Genomic DNA, 16,444 nt, shown 5'->3' with positions numbered 1-16,444 from the left:
CAACATGCCCACCGTGATCACCTCTGTATCCCCTGCTCAAAGATTGAGCAGGACATTCAATCACGTGGGTCAAATTTCGATGCAAATCACCCCGCCAAGTGGGTCAATTCTGCTCGCGCGTTAACAGTGTTGATCTCTCGTGCACTCAATCAAGGATGGAGGTGCATGAGGACTAACTCTTCGAAAATGCAGCTTTTAACCTTGCTATGGCTTCGTCCACGACGGAGCGCGGGCACGCCAAATTGGCTCGTAGGAACCCATGCCCCTCCGCCCCAAACTTTGGCCCCTTGTCGAACCAGATTCGCGCCCTGGTCAGCATGAAATCGTCCAGTTCGGCTGCCGGCATTCCGAGGGAACGACAATCAAGCCACGTTAGGTAAAGAGAGTCCATTTCATGCACGCGCGGGCCCCAAGCGGCGGCGTTGACTGTGGATGCAAAGTGTTGCTGGTTCCCACGGACATATCCCAACAAGTCTGTTAGCCAGGGTTCGCCGTGCCGGTAGGCCGTTTCCGTAGCGACCATCCCCAACAGATTGATGCCCGCGAACTGATTGCGGTCGAGCTGCCTGATGAACTCGGCGCGCCGCCGGGAGTCCGGTACGAAGAGGTTGGCGCACTGCAGACCTGCCAGGTTGAATGTCTTGCTAGCAGAGGTGCATGTGATGCTGTGCTCGGCAAAGCGTGGGCTGAGAGAGGCGAAAGGAATGTGTCGACGTGAGGACGACAAAATAAAGTCTTGATGAATCTCGTCCGCGATGACGAGGATGTCGTGTCGCAGACAGATCTCTCCCATCATGCGCAACTCCTCTTCAGACCAGACGTTGCCCGTGGGGTTGTGCGGATTGGAGAGAATAAAGATCCGGGTGTCGCTGCGGATTGCTTGTTCGAAGACCCTCGCATCGAATCTGTATCGCCCCTCATCAAGGACGAGCGGGGCAGCCGCAACATGCCGGCCATTCAGCAGCACATCCTGATGAAAGTGTCCGTAAACCGGCGGCTGAATCAGGATTGAGTCCCCGGGCGAAGAGAACGCCTGAATTGCCGTCTTAATCGCAGTGATGACACCGGGCGTTGGGACGACCCAATCAGGTTCGATATCCCAGCCGAAGCGACGCCGCTGCCAGTTGGTTACCGCGTCAAGATATCCGGCAGTCGGGCCAGCCGGATATCCGAAGACGCCGAAGGAAACTGCATCGTGCAGCGCCTCGATAACTTGGCTTGGCGACTGGAAGTCCATGTCTGCCACCCACATTGGCAGTGGGTCAGCCGCACATTGAGAGGGCGTCAAAAACTGAGATGGGGCGGCCCACTTCATCGAATTGGAACCGCGGCGATCAACGGGCCGGTCAAAAGCGGATGCTGCGTTCTGTGACATAAACAAGTTGTCCTTTCGATGCGCGGGCGGGCGGCAGAGTTGAACGAATTGCTGCTCCGGGAATGGCCAATACTAGGGTCGTTATAGAATGCATGTACTGCATTCTTTTCAGAGTGAGCTGCATCTCATGCACGATAGGCTGCGACGCGTTGATCTCAATCTCCTTCTGGTCTTTGACGCGCTGTATCGGCACAAGAGCGTTGTCGGCGCAGCCAATGAACTGGCGATGAGCCCATCTGCCGTAAGTCATGCGCTGGCCCGGCTCAGGACCAGCCTCTCTGACGAATTGTTCGTGCGCTATGGCAGTGCGATGCAGCCGACCGCTCGCGCAGAGCAGATGGCCACTACCGTAGTAAGAACGCTGTCGGAACTCGACTGGTGCCTTGAGAGTGCGAGACCGTTTCACCCCGCCACGTCCAAGCAGACTTTTGTGTTTGCAGCGACCGATTTCACAGCTTTTGCTGTCCTCCCTGCCCTGATTGGTCGGCTGGAATCAGTTGCCCCCCATCTCCGCTTTCGCATGGTCTATTCGACCCACAGCGACTCGCTGGAAGAACTGCAGGCGGGGCGCATCCACTTCGCACTTGGCTTGCGCAATGGGCCAGCAACGACCCCACCCGAAGGCGTCGAGATAATGTTCGGCCCCGAGGACGAGTACGTAGTGGCTACACGGCATGACCACCCCGTGATTCGCGACTCGCTGTCTTTGGAGCAATACCTTCAGGCACGTCACGTCGTTGTTGTCCCGTGGTTCGACACCGGCAGCATCATTAGCGCGACTCTGGAACGTCTAGGCTTGAAGCGTGATGTTGCGATTCAACTGCCGAGTTTGTTAGCCGCACCCTTCATCGTCGCGAAATCGAACTACCTCATCACACTCCCGCGAAGAGTTGCTGAGCAGTTCTGTGGTGCGGCCCCTCTAGCTATCCATCCGGCGCCGTTCCAAATTCCCAGGTACACGCTCGAGGTCTATTTCCATCATCGCCATGCTGGAATTCCCGGGCATGCCTGGCTTCAACAACAGATCTCAACCGCATTTGCCGCCGTGTGGTTGTGATATCGACTGGACGTAGATCTGTCCGTGAGAACTCAATCAAGCACGGTGGTCTTTTCACCTAAGCAAGGGTAGGTGATCGGATGGCTGCTCGACCAGCAGCCATCGAGCTTGCGTCTGGGCGCGGAATCCATTCCGGGGCAACCCAGGTTGATGCCAGGCCATCTCCTCATCGGATCGTTATCCGCGCGAAGCGTCGCGCGGATAAGTCGTGTCGCGGTTCCAGGACAGTTTCGACGCGTTCTCCCCGGGGTGATTTCCACCTTGCGTGTACGGATCGGTGCTCTTCTCTGCGCCATCCGTGTACGGGTCTACATTTCGAGCGCCATCTGTGTACGGGTCTACTTTTCGAGCGCCATCTGTGTAGGGGTCGGTCTTCTTGATTTGGCCTTGCGAGTACGGGTCCACGCGGTCGTGAACGGCTGCGTTCGCGAGTGGCGAAGACAGCAGCGCAGCTGAAGCGCTCAGTGCCGTCAAAGCGGCCATCAAGTTGCGGCGGAAATGCGTAGAAGAGAAGCGGGTTGCCATGATTGGCTCCTTCTTGAGTTGAGGTGTGACGGGTTCTACTAGCCGACTGATTCGAATCAGTCAGGTTGTTCGAGCAAGCGACCAGAAAAAAAGCGAAGGGACTGCGTGCCAGAAATGAGCGGAAATTGCTGTGCGCTCCGGCAACGAGCAGAGGAGTCCCTTCGCAGCTCCATGTGCTCGCTGGACTTAGGCGGTCTCTTGATAAGCCGGGTAGTCGGTATAGCCCTTGGCGCCAATAACGCCGTAGAACGTAGAGCGGTCGCTTTCGGCCAAGGGCCAGCCGTTCTGCATACGTTCAACGAGGTCCGGGTTGGCGATGTACAAGGTTCCAAAGGCGACGAGGTCGAGATTACCCTTTCCCAGCTCCGCTTCGGCCAACTCGCGGGTGAAGCCGCCTGCCGCAATCAGCGTACCCCGGTAGACTTCACGGAACCGAGCACCGAATCCCGCAGGAACTTCTGCGGCGGTGATGGTGGGCTGATAGTTCAGGTGTACGTAGGCCAGTTCTCGCTCGTTGAGTGCGCCAGCAACGCTTACCCACGTTTCTTCCTCGTCCGCATACGGACGCAGGTCATACAGGCGCCCGAACGGCGATACCCGTACCCCGACGCGAGCACCGCCGATTGCTTCGGCAATGGCATCGACCGTCTCCAGCAGAAAGCGTTGACGATTGGCGATGGAGCCGCCGTACTCATCCGTGCGTGTGTTCAGTTCGCTGCTGAGGAACTGGTCGAACAGGAACGCATTTGCCGCCATGAGTTCAACCCCGTCGAAGCCAGCGTCGATTGCACGCATCGCAGACGCCACGAAGTCCTTCGTGACACGGCGAACCTCGTCCGCGCTCAACGCTCTCGGGTTACTCGGCGCCACAGGCCCGGCAACACCTGGTTCCGACCACGCGTAAACCGTCGTGTTCGTTGCGGGCACTTCTCCCGCGGACACTGGCGCTGCGTTACCGGGCTGAATCGAGGTATGGGACATTCTCCCAACGTGCCAAAGTTGGGCAAAGATCTTCCCCCCTTTTTCGTGGACAGCGTCGGTGACTTTCCGCCAGCCTTGAACTTGTTCGTCGGTGTAAAGACCAGGGGTGTACAGATAGCCACGACCTTCGTCGGAGATGGGCAAACCTTCGGTAATGATGAGACCGGACGATGCACGCTGCGCGTAATAGAGCGCGGTCAACTCGTTCGGAACGTTGTCGACCGTCCGGGTGCGAGTCATCGGGGCCATCACAACGCGGTTGGCGAGTGGGATGCCAGACAGGTCGTGGGGAGTGAACAGCTTGCTCATTGAGTACCTCGAATGGTGAGCGGCACAGCAGCGCAGCGCCGCATGAATTCAACTGAAGAATTGGGGGGCGAGTTACGCGTTCTGAATCTCAAGCGTCGGAACCATGCGAATGGCCTTGGAGAAGTTGGCCAGGTTCACCGAAGTCTTCGTAACCACCGCGTGTAGCTCCTCGACCTTCTCACGGGGGGCATCGGTGTGCAGCCGGACAACGTAGCTCACTTGGTCGTACCCTGGATTGACGCTATCGCTCAAACCAAGGACGCCGCGCAGATCGAGCTCCCCATCGGTCTCGATTTCCAGGCTATGAATGGTGATACCCATTGCAGCTGCGTTCACTGCGTAGCCCACTGACAGGCAAGCATTCAGGGCGGCCATCAGGAGTTCTTGAGGGTTGGGCGCGGAATTTTGACCGAGGAATTCCACCGGTTCGTCTGCCGCGATTTCGAAGTGCCGTGGGTACTCCGCGCCCACCAATGAATAGCGGCTCACAGTCGCCACCGAACGCGTTTGATGTTCCCACTTGGTCTTGACGTTGAACCGAGCGCTGCGCTTCGATGCGTCGGTGGCTTCGGCTACGCTCTGCGCAAACTCCTGCAAAGCGGCTACGTTGATACCGTTCAGGTTGTTGTCCATTTGATTGTTGCTCTACAAAAGGGCGCTTTCGCGCGTGGATTGGCTCTGGTGATTCGCAGATGGCGCTTCACCAGAGTCGAAAGGTGGGTTGGGTACGAGGTCGCGTTACCGCTCTTGCGTCGCCAGGGGTTCGATCGAACAGCCGTCGATGCTGCAGCTCGCGCCAGCTTCGGCAGCCGCGAATTCGTCGACATGCGCTGCTGCTTCTAGTAGGGCGCTTTCGAATGCGGCAGGTGACCGCGCTCCAGACACATGCGCCTTACCGTTGAAGACAAACAGCGGCACGCCGTGGGCAATCCGATTTGCCTGCAGTTCTTCGCGAGCGATTTCGGCTGCTATGCGGGGAGAGTCGAAATCGACAGAAGACACTGAAATACCAATCTCCCGCGCAAGAGAGAGCAATGCGGCTCGGTCGAAGATATCGATGCCTTCTGTGGTGCCGGCTCGGTAGATGCGCTCAATCATTCGCAGACTGTCGACCGGTGACTGGATGCTCTTAACCAGCGCGTGCGCATCGCTCGTGTCACCGAACCGCATGGTGTCGAATTCGTACTTGAGGTTTTCCGCATCCCCGTTTGTTCGGATTGCCTCCATCAGCTGTTCGGCAGCCTCCGCATTCCCGAATTTGCGGTGAGCTACCGTCTTGAAGTCGGTTGGCGGCATTCCCTTTGCCAAGCGATAGGCCTTTGGGATGACGACAACGTTGAGTTGCCCTTCCAAAGCCTGTACCGCTTTCTCGAATCGCCGCTTTGCGATCCAGCACCATGGGCAGACGAAATCTGACCAAACTTCTACAGTGACTTGCTTCATAACTCGATCCTTCGAGGAAAAGATGCCGATGTGCACGGCAAGGGCAACGCTACGTCAAAAACAACCCAACTAGTAGGTAGGTGTAGAAACCAAAGAAAAAGAACCATGTAGGTCCGGGCAATGGTTCCGGAAATTCAGTCGGAGCGACGGTGGCCGGCTCCGATTTTTGCTGCTTGCTACATTTCTTCGACGATGAGTCGAATGATGCTGTCGTCTACCGAGTCGCCTTCCTTGGTTGCCCAGTTGACGAAACTGGCGCCCTCCAGAACGCTGAGCAACAAGAAAGCCTTCTGGCGGGTACCGCGGCCACGTGGGATTTCTCGTTTGGCTACCCCTTCATCGAGAATCGCCGTCAGCCAGTTCAACTGCACGTCGAAAAATCGGTGCGTAAGTTTTTGCAGACCTGCGGGCAAAGCGGCCATTTCTGCAGCCAGCGCTCCGCAAAGAGGTAACAAGCCACCTTCGCTGCTGGCACGAAACGTCACGAAGAACGCCATCAGACGAGCAACCACATCGGGATGCGTCCTTTCGATGCGCTCAAACTCCGTGCGCACGCTCGCGATATAGTCCTCGACGATGGCGATACCCAGATCTTCCTTCGTGGGGAAGTGGTGATGGATGCTTGCCTTCTTGATCCCGACCGTCTCGGCCAGGTCCGCGTAGCTAAACGCTGCATATCCTTTGGTACGCATCAAGCTTTCCGCTACATGCACTAATGCGTCTCGTGTTCCGATTGCCATACATTCTCCTAGCCGTCTGCACTGGGACACAACGTGCACCGCGCCGGCATAGTTGAAGCCTGCCTACTAGCCGGTAGTCCGTCAAGCCCGTGGAGTGGGTGGCCCCGTGCGTCTGAAATGTCACCCGGGGACACCGTCCACAAATCAGCGATTTACAGCTCTTCGTATGCCTCGAGCGCGCGAGACGAATAGACGTACGCGGCGCCGGCATTCATGGCGATAGCCGTGCCCAGCGCTGCGGTAATCTCCTCCTTGCTGGCGCCAGCCTTCTTTGCTGCTGCGGCGTGGGCGGCGATGCACCCATCACAGCGCGTTGTTACGGCTACGGCCAAGGAGATCAACTCGTGCGTTTTCGCATCCAGGACATTGCCTTCCCGAGTCGCGGTCTCCAACCTGTGGAAGGCCGTTGCGACCGGTGCGTTTGCCTTCGAGAAAGCGGTGACGCGCTTAATCAGCGCCGTCATCTTGTTGCCCCACTTTTGTTCCATTTCAATTCACCTTTTCAAAGAGTGGTCGAGAGTTAATTTCCCAGCTTGCGGGCGGCCATCACGCCACCGTCCACGTCCCAGACGGCACCCGTGACCCACGAGGCTTTGTCCGACAGCAGGAATACGATGGCCTCGGCCACGTCGCGAGGCGTCCCATTTCGTCCCAGCGGGTGGAAGCTGTTGAAGTCCTTGAGCGCGCCATCGAGTTGTTCGCCGGGAATGAAGCGTTCGAAGATGCGGGTCTCCACGATGCCGGGGCTGACAGCATTCACACGAATGCCGTGTTGAGCCAGTTCACCCGCAGCGTGCCTCGTTAAGGCGTCAAGCCCAATCTTCGCCATCGAATAGGCTGAGGCTGCAACCGTTTCAATGGCTTGTCTGGCAGCTACCGCCGTAACACTGACGATCGAACCCGGCTTCTTCTTGGCCACCAGCGAAGACGCTACCTGCTGGGTAATAAAGAACAGCGCACGATTCAGATTGAGGAAGTTGTCGTAGTCCTCAAGCGAGTGATCAAGGAACGCCTTCGGGTAGTAGATGCCCGCGGCGTTGACCAGCAGATCGACGTCACTATGTTCGTTCGCCAATTTGGCGATGAGCGCTTGCACGCTTGCAAAGTCCGACAGGTTTGCTGTCAGGACCGCCACTTTGTCTTGGCCTGCGATTGCGGCCAGTTGCTTGCCTGCGGCTTCAGCCTTGTCTGCGCGATTTCCGATGACTACGACAGATCCGCCCTGCGAGGCAACCATCTGTGCGGCCTCCAGGCCAATCCCGCTTGTACCGCCGACGACCAGTAGCTTGTGACCTTCAAATTGCTTGCTTTCCATGGGACACCTTCGCTGTGAAAAGTTAACCTACCGACTAGTTGGTAGGTATCGTAGCAGGATACTGGGGAATGTCAAGAAGATGGCAACCGAGGGGAAGGGCGGGACTGCTGGAGTCGCCGACACCGTTGTACCAGCGAGTGAGCAGGCGACTGGCAGTGCGGGTTGCGAGGCTCCCCATGTGGGAGCGAGATAGGTCCCGTATGGCTCGGAATAGGATGGAACGAAAACACGACCCGTGTGGCGCTGACGTCGCCCTCGCCTCAAGTCGTTGCCCCCAACTATGTGCCCTGTGAACCCAAGGCGCGCCGCTATTTGCGGTGGCTGCGTAGCTTGCCCTTAGTTTCTTCTTCGCGGCTGTTCGGGCAAACGATAGGGGACTTTGCCCCTGCAAGGAACGCCAATCTAGGGGTAGTCGTCCTTTTCGCGCAAAATCTGGCGGTTTCGTCTGAATTTCCTTTGTAGATCAGTGACTTGGAAATTCAGCAATTTCGCGGCAGTCGTCCTTTTGATGCAGAATCTGGCGGTTTCATGCCGCCGGCGCCGCTACTCCGAGCTGCGCCCGGTAGTCAGCCAGTAGCGTCTGCTGGGCTTCGAGCCGTGCTGCCAGCTTGGCCAACTCCGTCGCCGTCTGCTCACGTTCCGCACGCGAGGCCGCAAGCTCATCGGCCTGGACCTGCACCGTCGCGCGCAACACATCCCGTTCCGTCTCCGCCCGCGTGTGGTCGGCGTGCGCTTGGTTCAGCGCCGCCAGTGTTTGCTCGCCGCGTGCTTCCAGTTCGCGGGCACGCTTCGTTGTGGCCCCGGCTTCGGCGACCAGCCTCGCGCCATCCCTGTTCAACTGCGTGATTTCTCCCTGCTTGACGATCAGCGCCTGGTTGGCCTGCCGGATTTCCGCCTGCAGTTGCTGGACCTGCTGCTCGTGCCGGCGCGCGTTCTGATCCCGCTGCTCCTTGCTAGCATTGCGGAAGTGGTCCAGCGCCTGGTGGGCGTGCTGCAGCTTTTCCTCCAGTGAGCGTCGGAAGCCTTCATGTTCGGCCAGCCGGGCCGTGAGGTCCTGAACCTGCTGCGCAGAGCGCTCCGCCTCGATGGTGCGCTGCTGTAGCGCCGCTTGCGTGTCGCTGTGCGCGGCCCGCTCCTTGGCAATGGTGGCATGAGCCTGCGCCAGTTCGGCGCGAAGCGCGACGAGATCTGCGGACAGCTTGTCGGCCTCTGCCCGGACTTGCTGGCGCTGTGCCGTGGCGGCCGTGACCTGCTGGTCGACCACCGCCTGCGCCTCTTCGTGCAGGCGCGCCGCCAATCTGCCCACCAGATCCAGGATGGCGTCGGAGGTGGTGCCGGCCCGCTTGAGCGCCGCGCCTTCCTCTTCTTCCAGTTCCTTCAGGTAGCGGTGGATCGTCGTCTTCGAGCCGGTGTTACCCAGCGCGATACGTATCGCATCAATCGAGGGGTGTTGTCCCTTGGCGAGCAGCGAATCGCGAGCACGCTTAATGTCAAGACGACTGAGTCCGGCACGGGCCATGGCGTTAGAATTTGATACTGTGGTACGTACCATGTATATACGTACCTAATTGACGCGTCAAGGTGATTGGTTTGAGTCGAAATCTCACATGTGATAATGGCGGATTATCACGTGTGAGGCAGTCCTCGGTGGTTGCTACCCCGGTCCACCAGTACAGAACGCAATAAAACCGACGAGGCCACCGGTTCAGTCTTGCACCAACGCATCGATGATCGGACAGGTTGCATGACCATCACCTGCCTCGCATTGCCGTACCAGTCCGGTCAGCACCTGGCACATGGCAGCAAGGTCGGCCATCTTCCGCTCGATGAGGTCCAGCTTGCGCGCCGCCAGCGCATGTGTTTCACCACAGGCGGACGCCGCATCCAGCAACAGCAAGGTGCCTACCTCGTCGAGCGTGAACCCCAGCGCCTGCGCCCGTTTGATGAAGCGCACACGCCTGACTTGTTCCGAGGCATAGCGCCGATGGCCGCCCGGCGGTTTTGAGGGCTCATCCAGTAGGCCGCGCCGCTGGTAATAGCGGATGGTCTCCACGTTCACCCCGGCGGCGTCCGCCAGCTTGCCGATGGTCAGTTCCGCAGCCATCACATTCTCCTTGACTCCGTACTTTAGTACGGGATCTAGACTAACACTTGAGCAAACAGGTTCAAGGAGTCGGGTATGCAGTTCTCCGGGAAAAGCTCGCTGGTTGCGAGCATCCTGGCCGCCATCGGCGCATCGGTGTGCTGTGTTGGCCCGTTGGTGCTGCTCGCGCTCGGCATCGGCGGCTCGTGGGTGGGCAGCCTGACGGCCATGGAGCCGTACCGCCCTGTCTTCATCGGCCTGACGTTGCTGTTTCTCGGGCTGGCTTTCCGCAAGCTCTACCTGGTGCCGCGTGCCTGCACGCCTGGCACGCCCTGCGCCGAGCCGCGCACGCTCAAACGCCAGCGGCTGGTGTTCTGGATCGTCGCCGCCGTGCTGCTCGGCCTGTTGGCCGCGCCATGGCTGGCCTCGCTGTTCTACTGATTGGAGACCCTCATGCGCAAACTGTTGATGGCCGTATGCGCGGCATTGCCTCTCATGGCGCTGGCTGCTGCGCCGAAAACCGTGACACTCGACGTGCAGAACATGACGTGCGAGCTGTGCCCGATCACGGTCAAGAAGTCGCTGGAAAAGGTGCCTGGGGTGAGCGCCGTCAAGGTCGATTTCGCCCACAAGACCGCCAGCGTCACCTACGACCCCGACAAGGCCAAGCCGGAGGCGCTGACACGCGCCACGACAAACGCAGGCTACCCATCCACCGTGCGGCCGTAAGGAGGCAGGCATGCAACTGACCGACATCGATCCGGCCATGGGACTGATGGCCGAGTTCGGCAAACTGACCCACAACACGACCCGCCACATCAACCAGATGCGGCAGGAGACGATCTTCTGCGACGGGGTGCTGCCGGCCCGCATCAAGGCACTTGCCGCGATGCTGTGGGCAATCTCGGCGCGCTGCGAGCCGTGTTTCAAGTTCTATGTGCAGCAGGCGGTGAAACTGGGGGCGACCGAGCATGAGCTGGGCGAGATGCTTGCCGTCGCCTCGACGATGGGCGGCTGCGTCGGCGAGATGTGGGCGCTCAAGGCGTTCAAGGCCTACAAGGACATCAGGGGGGGGCAGCCGGTGCCGGACGCGCAGCCGATCTGCTGCCAATAACTGACGACCGAGCCGCAAGCCACGCCCATTGGGTGATTGGGTGCAATGACGGTACCGGCGGCTTCCGTGAGAGTGGCAACGGCCGGGTGGTTCTGGTCGCCCTGGAAGCCGATCGCGTACTCCACGAACTGACCTGTTTTGCGCGCTCCACGAATGAATCCATCGCGGACGCGGGGCGCTACGTTATCCATGATGGAAGTTCGGATCAGCCTTGCAAGGCGACGCGATTGCTCTTGATATCGATGGGCGTGAGCGCTATCGCAGGCACTACAACGCCGGATAGGGCAATGCTACGGCTCGTGTCCAGAGCCTTGGCGTCAATGGCGGCGGCGCGACTTAGTTGGTTGACGCCCGCGTGAATCCCGGCGCTCTGTTGGCCGGGGCCGTCGACCATCTCTGCGGCGCAGGTACCATGCAAATCCCAACAAGATGACGATCCAGACGGTGAAAATCAGCAGCCCGGTCGTTTGAATGCTTGCCGGAAGATCAACGGGAGACATTCCCTTCATGGATGGCCATCCTTCGCCCCACGCATGGGGACCATCGATGGTCCGCTCATCGCGGGCTTCTTGCGGTACTTGCGCGAATCAGTTGTACGCCTGATACACGGTCGATTGACCATTCGCGCCGATGAGCAGTACGTTGTAAGGCATGCGGCGACCACCGTAAGCGGGCCCGTCCATGCCAGGCGAGCCAAGCGGCATGCTCGGCACCGCAAGGCCCACGGCCTTTGGGCGTTCGCGCAGCAGCCGCTTGATCTCGCGAGCCGGAACGTGCCCTTCCAAGGCATACCCCTGCACGATGCCGGTATGGCAAGAAGCATAGCGATCGGGAATCCCTGCCTTCGTCCTGGCTTCAACGGTGTCTTCGACATCGTGCGCCACGACGTCGAAACCGTTGTCCTGCAGGTGCGTGAGCCAGTCCTTGCAGCAGCCGCAACTCGGCGTCTTCCATACCTGGATCACGGGTTTTGATCCGGCCTTTTGAGCCAGCACCACGATAGGTAGCAGTGCCAGACCCGCAACCATGAACCGCCTTATCGCGGACACTGGCTTGGCAATCTGCGATTTCATCATCGTGGTTCCTCCAGCAAACAGGTAGGTGGTATCAGGTTCCCGGCGGCGACAGCACGCCAAGCCAAGCGACCAACGCCAAAATCAGTACGGCAAGGCTGGCTTCCGTGATCAGGCTGCGACGCAACGCCATCACCGCAGAGGCGTGGTCTGCGGCCCGAACCGCCGCCTCAAGCCGGGGGCTCAGCCGATAACGATTGGCCGCTGCCAAGCCGAGCATCAGCGCGAACAAAGCCAGCTTGATCAACAGTAAACGCCCGTAAAGCGTGGAGACCAGCCCGTTAATCGTTGGCCCGACGATCAAAAGATAGTTGAACGTCCCGGTCGAAAGCAGCGTGGCAACGATCAGCGCCCCAAGACGCGCGAAGCCATTGGATGTATGACTAAGAATTTCCACTGCTTCCAAGGCGGCCGCTTGCCTTGTTGACGCCAGCAGCACAAACGCCGTCAATGCTCCGACCCAGGCGCCAGCGGCCAAAACGTGGGCGATATCGAATGCGAGATGAAGGTATCCCCTCGCACCGTCGTCCATCGCCCCATGCCCGGCCCAAGTGACCGTTACCAGAGCCACCGCACCCAGCCCGGCACACACGCCGAAGTGAGGCGCTGGATGCTTCCGCAACCGCGCAACGACGACCAAGCATCCAGCCAGAGCCGCCAACCGCACCATCCAGGCTAGACCAACCGCGGTGGTAGTCAGCATCATGCCAAAGACATGGCTGGTCAGTTCAGCGTAGTCGGTGGCCCCCGTCATCGCCTTGGCCATCACAACGAAGCTCCAGAGCGACAGCACGATGCCCAAAGCGGCTGTGACTCCGAGGACGCGGACGTATCGGCGCGCAATCGCTGTGGCCCGGTGATCGGGCCGCAACGCCTGGACCCCGAACAGCGAGACCCCGAACAGGATCGTCAGGTCCAGGTACAGCCCAAAGCGCAGGGCGATATTGAGCCAATCGTCCGCCATGGTCTTACTTCACCTTGAACGAAAAATTTCCCGTCATCGGATGGGTATCCGACGAGACCGCGCGCCACTCCACCTTGTACGTCCCGGTCGTCAGCGGTTGTGCGGGCGTGATGACCATCGTCTTGGCGTCGTCGCCGGCGGAGACTTTTGCGGCAACCTTCATCGGGTTGTGTCCCGACATACCGGGCATCTCCGTCATAACGAGGTTGGCCCCGGAGAATTGCGTCGTGAGGGTCTCCGAGAATTTGAGCTCGATCTTCGGCGGCGCAGTCACTTCCGCCTGATCAGCGGGCGTCGAAGACAGAAGTTTGGGGTGCGCGAGCGCGGCCGTAGCCAGGAGCGCCAGCGAGGTGCCAATGATGGCCTTGGTAGCAAAACGAGACGTGAACATAGGAACACCCGTGAGGTTAGGAGTGGGGAAAACTAGAACCAGAGGCGCACGCCCGCAACAAAGCGGGTCTCGCCACGACGCCCGCCCGCAGCTTCGATCATTTTGGCTGTACCGCCAAATGACTGGCTGCGTTCGACGCCGATATAGGGAGCAACCTGGCGGCTGAACTCATAGCGCAGCCGCAAGCCGGCCGTCGCGTTGGAAAGCCCACTGCCGATGGCAAGCTCCGGATCGCGCTTGCCATAAAAGTTGGCTTCAATGCGCGGTTGCAAAATCAGCCGCTGGGTCAGCAACAGTTCGTATTCGCTGGACAAGCGCAGTGCTGTGCGTCCGCTGTTGCCCACATAGGCCGTTGCTTCGACATCAAACCAGTACGGGGCCAAGCCTTGCACCCCAAAAGCCACCCAGTTGCGCGCGGGCCGGCCGAAGCCTGCATCGTTCCGAATCCCCAGTTGCGTATCCCAGAACGTCGCTACGGCATGGCTCCAGAGCAACTCGGTGCGGGCCTCTTCGAAGCGCCCCTTCGACACGTCGCCCTCGGCTTTCAGGACAGCCTTGTTGTACGCGCTGCCGAACCGAGCCTGCAACTCGTAGGCCGTTGCATTGGCATCGTTACCGTGAACCCACTCCAACCGGTCCACAAGCACCGAGCCAAAGTTGTGCTCGTCCGCCATCATCATCATGTGGCGGGGGTCGCCCAGCGCGTATTTTCCGGTGCCGAGCTGGTATCCGCCCGAATAGGCATCGGGATCGCGCGCATCGGGTGGCGCCGAACCGCCTTGCATGTTCATGCTGCCGTGGTCCATCCCTTGCATCGAGCCGTGGTCCATCCCTTGCATCGAGCCGTGGTCCATCCCTTGCATCGAGCCGTGGTCCATCCCTTGCATCGAGCCATGATCCATCCCTTGCATCGAGCCATGATCCATCCCTTGCATCGAACCGCCAGTATTCTGGGGCCCAGATTGGGACGCCGGGGCTGTCTCCCCGTTCATCAGTTGGATGTCCTGGGCTGAGGCAGCGCCGATGCCGGCGGCAGCCAGCGCTACAGTCAATAGTGTTCTTGCGTGCTTGCGCATGAACGATCCGCTATGAAAATCGAGCATCAGGCCACCACCACTTCGCGGAACATGCCCGCGTCCATGTGCAACATCAGGTGGCAGTGCCACGCCCAGCGGCCCAGCGCATCCGCCGTGACAAGAAAGCTGATGCGTTGCGCGGGCTGTACTGGGAGGGTGTGCCTGCGCGCGAGGAACGTGCCGTCCGGCGCCTCCAGCTCGCTCCACATGCCGTGCAGGTGCATCGGGTGGGTCATCATCGTGTCGTTGTGGAGAATGACCCGCAGCCTTTCGCCATATTGGAAATGCACCGGCGTCGACTTGCCGAACTCCACACCGTCGATCGACCACGTGTAACGCTCCATGTTGCCAGTGAGGTGCAACTCCACCTCGCGCCCCGGACCACGCTTGTCTATGGGGCCGCCGATGGTATGCATGTCGGCAAGCACTAGGACGCGCCGTCCGTTGTTACGCAGGCCGATGCCGGGATCATCCAGGTTGGTGCGAGCCATGTCGACGTGCATGTCGGTGCTCGGGCCATATTCCGTGCGCGCATGCCGCGCCTTCTTGCTCGGCACCTTCAGATTGTCCGGCGCACTGCTGGATGCCGCGGGCTGGCCGTCGCCCATCATCGTCATGCCACCGGAATCCATCATGGTCATGCCGCCATCGCCCATCATCTGCATGCCACCATGATCCATGCCCGACATGCCGGCGTGCCCCACTCCGCCCATCCCCCCCATGTCGCCCATCATGTCGGCCATCGAGAGCCACTCAACCTTGTCGAGCGCGGGAACTGCAGCCTGCAAACCTTGGCGAACTGCCAGCGTGCCGCGTGCGTAGCCGGTACGATCCATCGACTGCGAAAAGATGGTGTAGGCGTCGTCCTTGGGTGAAACGAGCACGTCGCACGTCTCTCCGGGGCCGAAGCGAAACTCGTCAACAGTGACCGCCTCGATGTTCTGCCCATCGACCTGCACCACCTTGAGCTTCAGCCCTGGGATACGGACGTCGTAGAAGGTGTTGCCCGATCCGTTGATGAAGCGCAGCCGCACCGTCTCACCCGGCGAGAAGAGACCTGTCCAGTTACCAGCGGGTGTGACGCCGTTGGTCAGGTAGGTCAGTGTGGCGCCGGACAGATCCGCCAGATCGGTCGCATTCATGCGCATCTGGTTCCACATAGCCCGCTTGTCCATGGCGGCCTTCCAGCCGTCATTGGAGACGTCACGGAAGAAATCCACCACCGTGGGCTGATGGTAGTTGTAGTAGTCGCTCTGCGTTTTGAGCTTGGAGAGCACCCGCATCGGGTCTTCGTCGGTCCAGTCCGAGAGCAAGACGGTGTAATCGCGATCGGCACGAATCGGGTCGCCGTCCCGGGCGTCGATGATGAGGCCACCGTAGATGCCGGTCATCTCCTGGAAGCCCGAGTGCGAGTGATACCAGTAGCTGCCGCTTTGCTGGACCTTGAAGCGATACGTGAAGGTCTCGCCCGGCGGGATGCCGTGGAAGCTGATGCCGGGCACACCGTCCATCTGGAACGGCAGGATGATGCCGTGCCAGTGGATCGAGGTCGGCTCCCGCAGGCGGTTGGTCACGCGCAGAGTGACGGTGTCGCCCTCGCGCCAGCGCAGCGTGGGCCCGGGCAGCATGCCGTTGATGGTGGTCGCCATGGCCGGCTTGCCGGTAAAGTTGACCGGCGTCTCGTCGATCACCAGATCGAATTCGGTGCCGCGCAACACCGGAGCTGTCCCCAGCGCGGTGGACGCGGCAGATGCCGCCGAAGTGAAGCCACTCAGCCCCAGGCCGGCAATGACCCCGCCGGCGGCCAAACCTTGCACGAACCGCCGCCGAGGCAGATTCGGTAGTACGAGGCCAGAGGCACGATTGCTGCGCATGATCGAGTTTTCCTTACGTAATGTCCGACTCAGAAAGCTGCGTGCAGGCTACCCAGTTCCAGGCTACCTCGACCTGACCGAAACATTACAAATCGGTCATCTTGGTGTGATGCCACCTACAGCG

Annotated in this window: 19 protein-coding genes; 4 read left to right on the top strand and 15 right to left on the bottom strand. The window is 59.9% G+C overall.

Annotated features, from left to right (window positions below; genetic code table 11):
• Positions 1–172: 172 nt before the first annotated feature.
• The gene (locus NKG59_RS26120; RefSeq protein ID WP_253543126.1) at positions 173–1,375 is read right to left on the bottom strand and encodes a MalY/PatB family protein; all 1,203 of its coding nucleotides are present in this window, start codon (positions 1,373–1,375) and stop codon (positions 173–175) included.
• A 127-nt stretch (positions 1,376–1,502) separates the two neighbouring features.
• Between NKG59_RS26120 and NKG59_RS26115 the strand changes: the two genes are divergently transcribed.
• Positions 1,503–2,432: a LysR family transcriptional regulator gene (locus tag NKG59_RS26115; RefSeq protein WP_253543124.1), complete on the top strand. Its 930-nt coding sequence runs from the start codon at positions 1,503–1,505 to the stop codon at positions 2,430–2,432.
• Between the two features lie 177 nt (positions 2,433–2,609).
• On the opposite strand, the gene NKG59_RS26110 is transcribed toward NKG59_RS26115, so the two are convergent.
• From NKG59_RS26110 to merR, 9 genes are all read right to left on the bottom strand, one after another.
• Entirely contained in the window at positions 2,610–2,957 is a 348-nt protein-coding gene (locus NKG59_RS26110; protein WP_253543122.1) for a twin-arginine translocation protein, read from the bottom strand.
• Positions 2,958–3,143: 186 nt separating this feature from the next.
• Complete coding sequence (locus NKG59_RS26105) at positions 3,144–4,247, bottom strand: alkene reductase (RefSeq protein WP_253543120.1); 1,104 nt, start codon at positions 4,245–4,247, stop codon at positions 3,144–3,146.
• A gap of 72 nt (positions 4,248–4,319) precedes the next feature.
• Positions 4,320–4,880, bottom strand: a complete 561-nt coding sequence (locus tag NKG59_RS26100; protein WP_253543118.1) for an OsmC family protein — start codon at positions 4,878–4,880, stop codon at positions 4,320–4,322.
• A 105-nt stretch (positions 4,881–4,985) separates the two neighbouring features.
• Entirely contained in the window at positions 4,986–5,690 is a 705-nt protein-coding gene (locus tag NKG59_RS26095) for a DsbA family oxidoreductase (protein WP_253543116.1), read from the bottom strand.
• A gap of 176 nt (positions 5,691–5,866) precedes the next feature.
• Complete coding sequence (locus tag NKG59_RS26090; RefSeq protein WP_253543110.1) at positions 5,867–6,430, bottom strand: TetR/AcrR family transcriptional regulator; 564 nt, start codon at positions 6,428–6,430, stop codon at positions 5,867–5,869.
• A 152-nt stretch (positions 6,431–6,582) separates the two neighbouring features.
• On the bottom strand, positions 6,583–6,918 hold the full coding sequence (locus NKG59_RS26085) for a carboxymuconolactone decarboxylase family protein (RefSeq protein WP_253543108.1): 336 nt from the start codon (positions 6,916–6,918) through the stop codon (positions 6,583–6,585).
• A 32-nt stretch (positions 6,919–6,950) separates the two neighbouring features.
• The gene (locus NKG59_RS26080; protein ID WP_253543107.1) at positions 6,951–7,745 is read right to left on the bottom strand and encodes an SDR family NAD(P)-dependent oxidoreductase; all 795 of its coding nucleotides are present in this window, start codon (positions 7,743–7,745) and stop codon (positions 6,951–6,953) included.
• Between the two features lie 526 nt (positions 7,746–8,271).
• Positions 8,272–9,264 (bottom strand): DNA-binding protein, encoded by a 993-nt coding sequence (locus NKG59_RS26075; protein WP_024979379.1) that lies wholly within the window; start codon positions 9,262–9,264, stop codon positions 8,272–8,274.
• Positions 9,265–9,450: 186 nt separating this feature from the next.
• Positions 9,451–9,849, bottom strand: coding sequence for an Hg(II)-responsive transcriptional regulator (merR, locus tag NKG59_RS26070; protein ID WP_173941071.1), 399 nt, complete (start codon positions 9,847–9,849; stop codon positions 9,451–9,453).
• 75 nt (positions 9,850–9,924) lie between these two features.
• Here merR and NKG59_RS26065 point away from each other — a divergent pair, with 75 nt between their 5' ends.
• The 3 genes from NKG59_RS26065 to NKG59_RS26055 are packed head-to-tail and all read left to right on the top strand — an operon-like array spanning position 9,925 to position 10,942.
• Positions 9,925–10,269 (top strand): mercuric transporter MerT family protein, encoded by a 345-nt coding sequence (locus NKG59_RS26065; RefSeq protein WP_173941070.1) that lies wholly within the window; start codon positions 9,925–9,927, stop codon positions 10,267–10,269.
• Between the two features lie 12 nt (positions 10,270–10,281).
• On the top strand, positions 10,282–10,557 hold the full coding sequence (gene merP, locus NKG59_RS26060) for a mercury resistance system periplasmic binding protein MerP (protein WP_173941069.1): 276 nt from the start codon (positions 10,282–10,284) through the stop codon (positions 10,555–10,557).
• A gap of 10 nt (positions 10,558–10,567) precedes the next feature.
• Entirely contained in the window at positions 10,568–10,942 is a 375-nt protein-coding gene (locus NKG59_RS26055; protein ID WP_173941068.1) for a carboxymuconolactone decarboxylase family protein, read from the top strand.
• A 587-nt stretch (positions 10,943–11,529) separates the two neighbouring features.
• On the opposite strand, the gene NKG59_RS26050 is transcribed toward NKG59_RS26055, so the two are convergent.
• Genes NKG59_RS26050 through NKG59_RS26030 form a run of 5 tightly spaced genes read right to left on the bottom strand, consistent with a single transcriptional unit; the run spans position 11,530 to position 16,320 of the window.
• Positions 11,530–12,018, bottom strand: coding sequence for a DUF411 domain-containing protein (locus tag NKG59_RS26050; protein WP_173941067.1), 489 nt, complete (start codon positions 12,016–12,018; stop codon positions 11,530–11,532).
• Between the two features lie 31 nt (positions 12,019–12,049).
• A complete protein-coding gene (gene copD, locus NKG59_RS26045; RefSeq protein WP_173941066.1) occupies positions 12,050–12,979 on the bottom strand; it encodes a copper homeostasis membrane protein CopD in 930 nt (309 codons plus the stop codon).
• 4 nt (positions 12,980–12,983) lie between these two features.
• Positions 12,984–13,370: a copper homeostasis periplasmic binding protein CopC gene (gene copC / locus NKG59_RS26040; protein WP_173941065.1), complete on the bottom strand. Its 387-nt coding sequence runs from the start codon at positions 13,368–13,370 to the stop codon at positions 12,984–12,986.
• A 32-nt stretch (positions 13,371–13,402) separates the two neighbouring features.
• The gene (locus NKG59_RS26035; protein WP_173941064.1) at positions 13,403–14,473 is read right to left on the bottom strand and encodes a copper resistance protein B; all 1,071 of its coding nucleotides are present in this window, start codon (positions 14,471–14,473) and stop codon (positions 13,403–13,405) included.
• Positions 14,473–16,320, bottom strand: a complete 1,848-nt coding sequence (locus NKG59_RS26030; protein WP_173941063.1) for a copper resistance system multicopper oxidase — start codon at positions 16,318–16,320, stop codon at positions 14,473–14,475. The genes NKG59_RS26035 and NKG59_RS26030 overlap by 1 nt, the downstream gene beginning before the upstream one ends.
• Between the last annotated feature and the right edge of the window lie 124 nt (positions 16,321–16,444).

The organism is Ralstonia chuxiongensis (assembly GCF_024158925.1).
GTDB classification, from domain to species: domain Bacteria; phylum Pseudomonadota; class Gammaproteobacteria; order Burkholderiales; family Burkholderiaceae; genus Ralstonia; species Ralstonia chuxiongensis.
Note: the sequence above shows the minus strand (reverse complement) of the source record. Positions and strands in the feature narration are given on the sequence as shown.

Excerpts from the sequence above, each read along its gene's own strand:
- NKG59_RS26120 (WP_253543126.1), bottom strand. The coding sequence starts at position 1,375 with ATGTCACAGAACGCAGCATCCGCTTTTGACCGGCCCGTTGATCGCCGC.
- NKG59_RS26115 (WP_253543124.1), top strand. The coding sequence starts at position 1,503 with ATGCACGATAGGCTGCGACGCGTTGATCTCAATCTCCTTCTGGTCTTT.
- NKG59_RS26110 (WP_253543122.1), bottom strand. The coding sequence starts at position 2,957 with ATGGCAACCCGCTTCTCTTCTACGCATTTCCGCCGCAACTTGATGGCC.
- NKG59_RS26105 (WP_253543120.1), bottom strand. The coding sequence starts at position 4,247 with ATGAGCAAGCTGTTCACTCCCCACGACCTGTCTGGCATCCCACTCGCC.
- NKG59_RS26100 (WP_253543118.1), bottom strand. The coding sequence starts at position 4,880 with ATGGACAACAACCTGAACGGTATCAACGTAGCCGCTTTGCAGGAGTTT.
- NKG59_RS26095 (WP_253543116.1), bottom strand. The coding sequence starts at position 5,690 with ATGAAGCAAGTCACTGTAGAAGTTTGGTCAGATTTCGTCTGCCCATGG.
- NKG59_RS26090 (WP_253543110.1), bottom strand. The coding sequence starts at position 6,430 with ATGGCAATCGGAACACGAGACGCATTAGTGCATGTAGCGGAAAGCTTG.
- NKG59_RS26085 (WP_253543108.1), bottom strand. The coding sequence starts at position 6,918 with ATGGAACAAAAGTGGGGCAACAAGATGACGGCGCTGATTAAGCGCGTC.
- NKG59_RS26080 (WP_253543107.1), bottom strand. The coding sequence starts at position 7,745 with ATGGAAAGCAAGCAATTTGAAGGTCACAAGCTACTGGTCGTCGGCGGT.
- NKG59_RS26075 (WP_024979379.1), bottom strand. The coding sequence starts at position 9,264 with ATGGCCCGTGCCGGACTCAGTCGTCTTGACATTAAGCGTGCTCGCGAT.
- merR (WP_173941071.1), bottom strand. The coding sequence starts at position 9,849 with ATGGCTGCGGAACTGACCATCGGCAAGCTGGCGGACGCCGCCGGGGTG.
- NKG59_RS26065 (WP_173941070.1), top strand. The coding sequence starts at position 9,925 with ATGCAGTTCTCCGGGAAAAGCTCGCTGGTTGCGAGCATCCTGGCCGCC.
- merP (WP_173941069.1), top strand. The coding sequence starts at position 10,282 with ATGCGCAAACTGTTGATGGCCGTATGCGCGGCATTGCCTCTCATGGCG.
- NKG59_RS26055 (WP_173941068.1), top strand. The coding sequence starts at position 10,568 with ATGCAACTGACCGACATCGATCCGGCCATGGGACTGATGGCCGAGTTC.
- NKG59_RS26050 (WP_173941067.1), bottom strand. The coding sequence starts at position 12,018 with ATGATGAAATCGCAGATTGCCAAGCCAGTGTCCGCGATAAGGCGGTTC.
- copD (WP_173941066.1), bottom strand. The coding sequence starts at position 12,979 with ATGGCGGACGATTGGCTCAATATCGCCCTGCGCTTTGGGCTGTACCTG.
- copC (WP_173941065.1), bottom strand. The coding sequence starts at position 13,370 with ATGTTCACGTCTCGTTTTGCTACCAAGGCCATCATTGGCACCTCGCTG.
- NKG59_RS26035 (WP_173941064.1), bottom strand. The coding sequence starts at position 14,473 with ATGCTCGATTTTCATAGCGGATCGTTCATGCGCAAGCACGCAAGAACA.
- NKG59_RS26030 (WP_173941063.1), bottom strand. The coding sequence starts at position 16,320 with ATGCGCAGCAATCGTGCCTCTGGCCTCGTACTACCGAATCTGCCTCGG.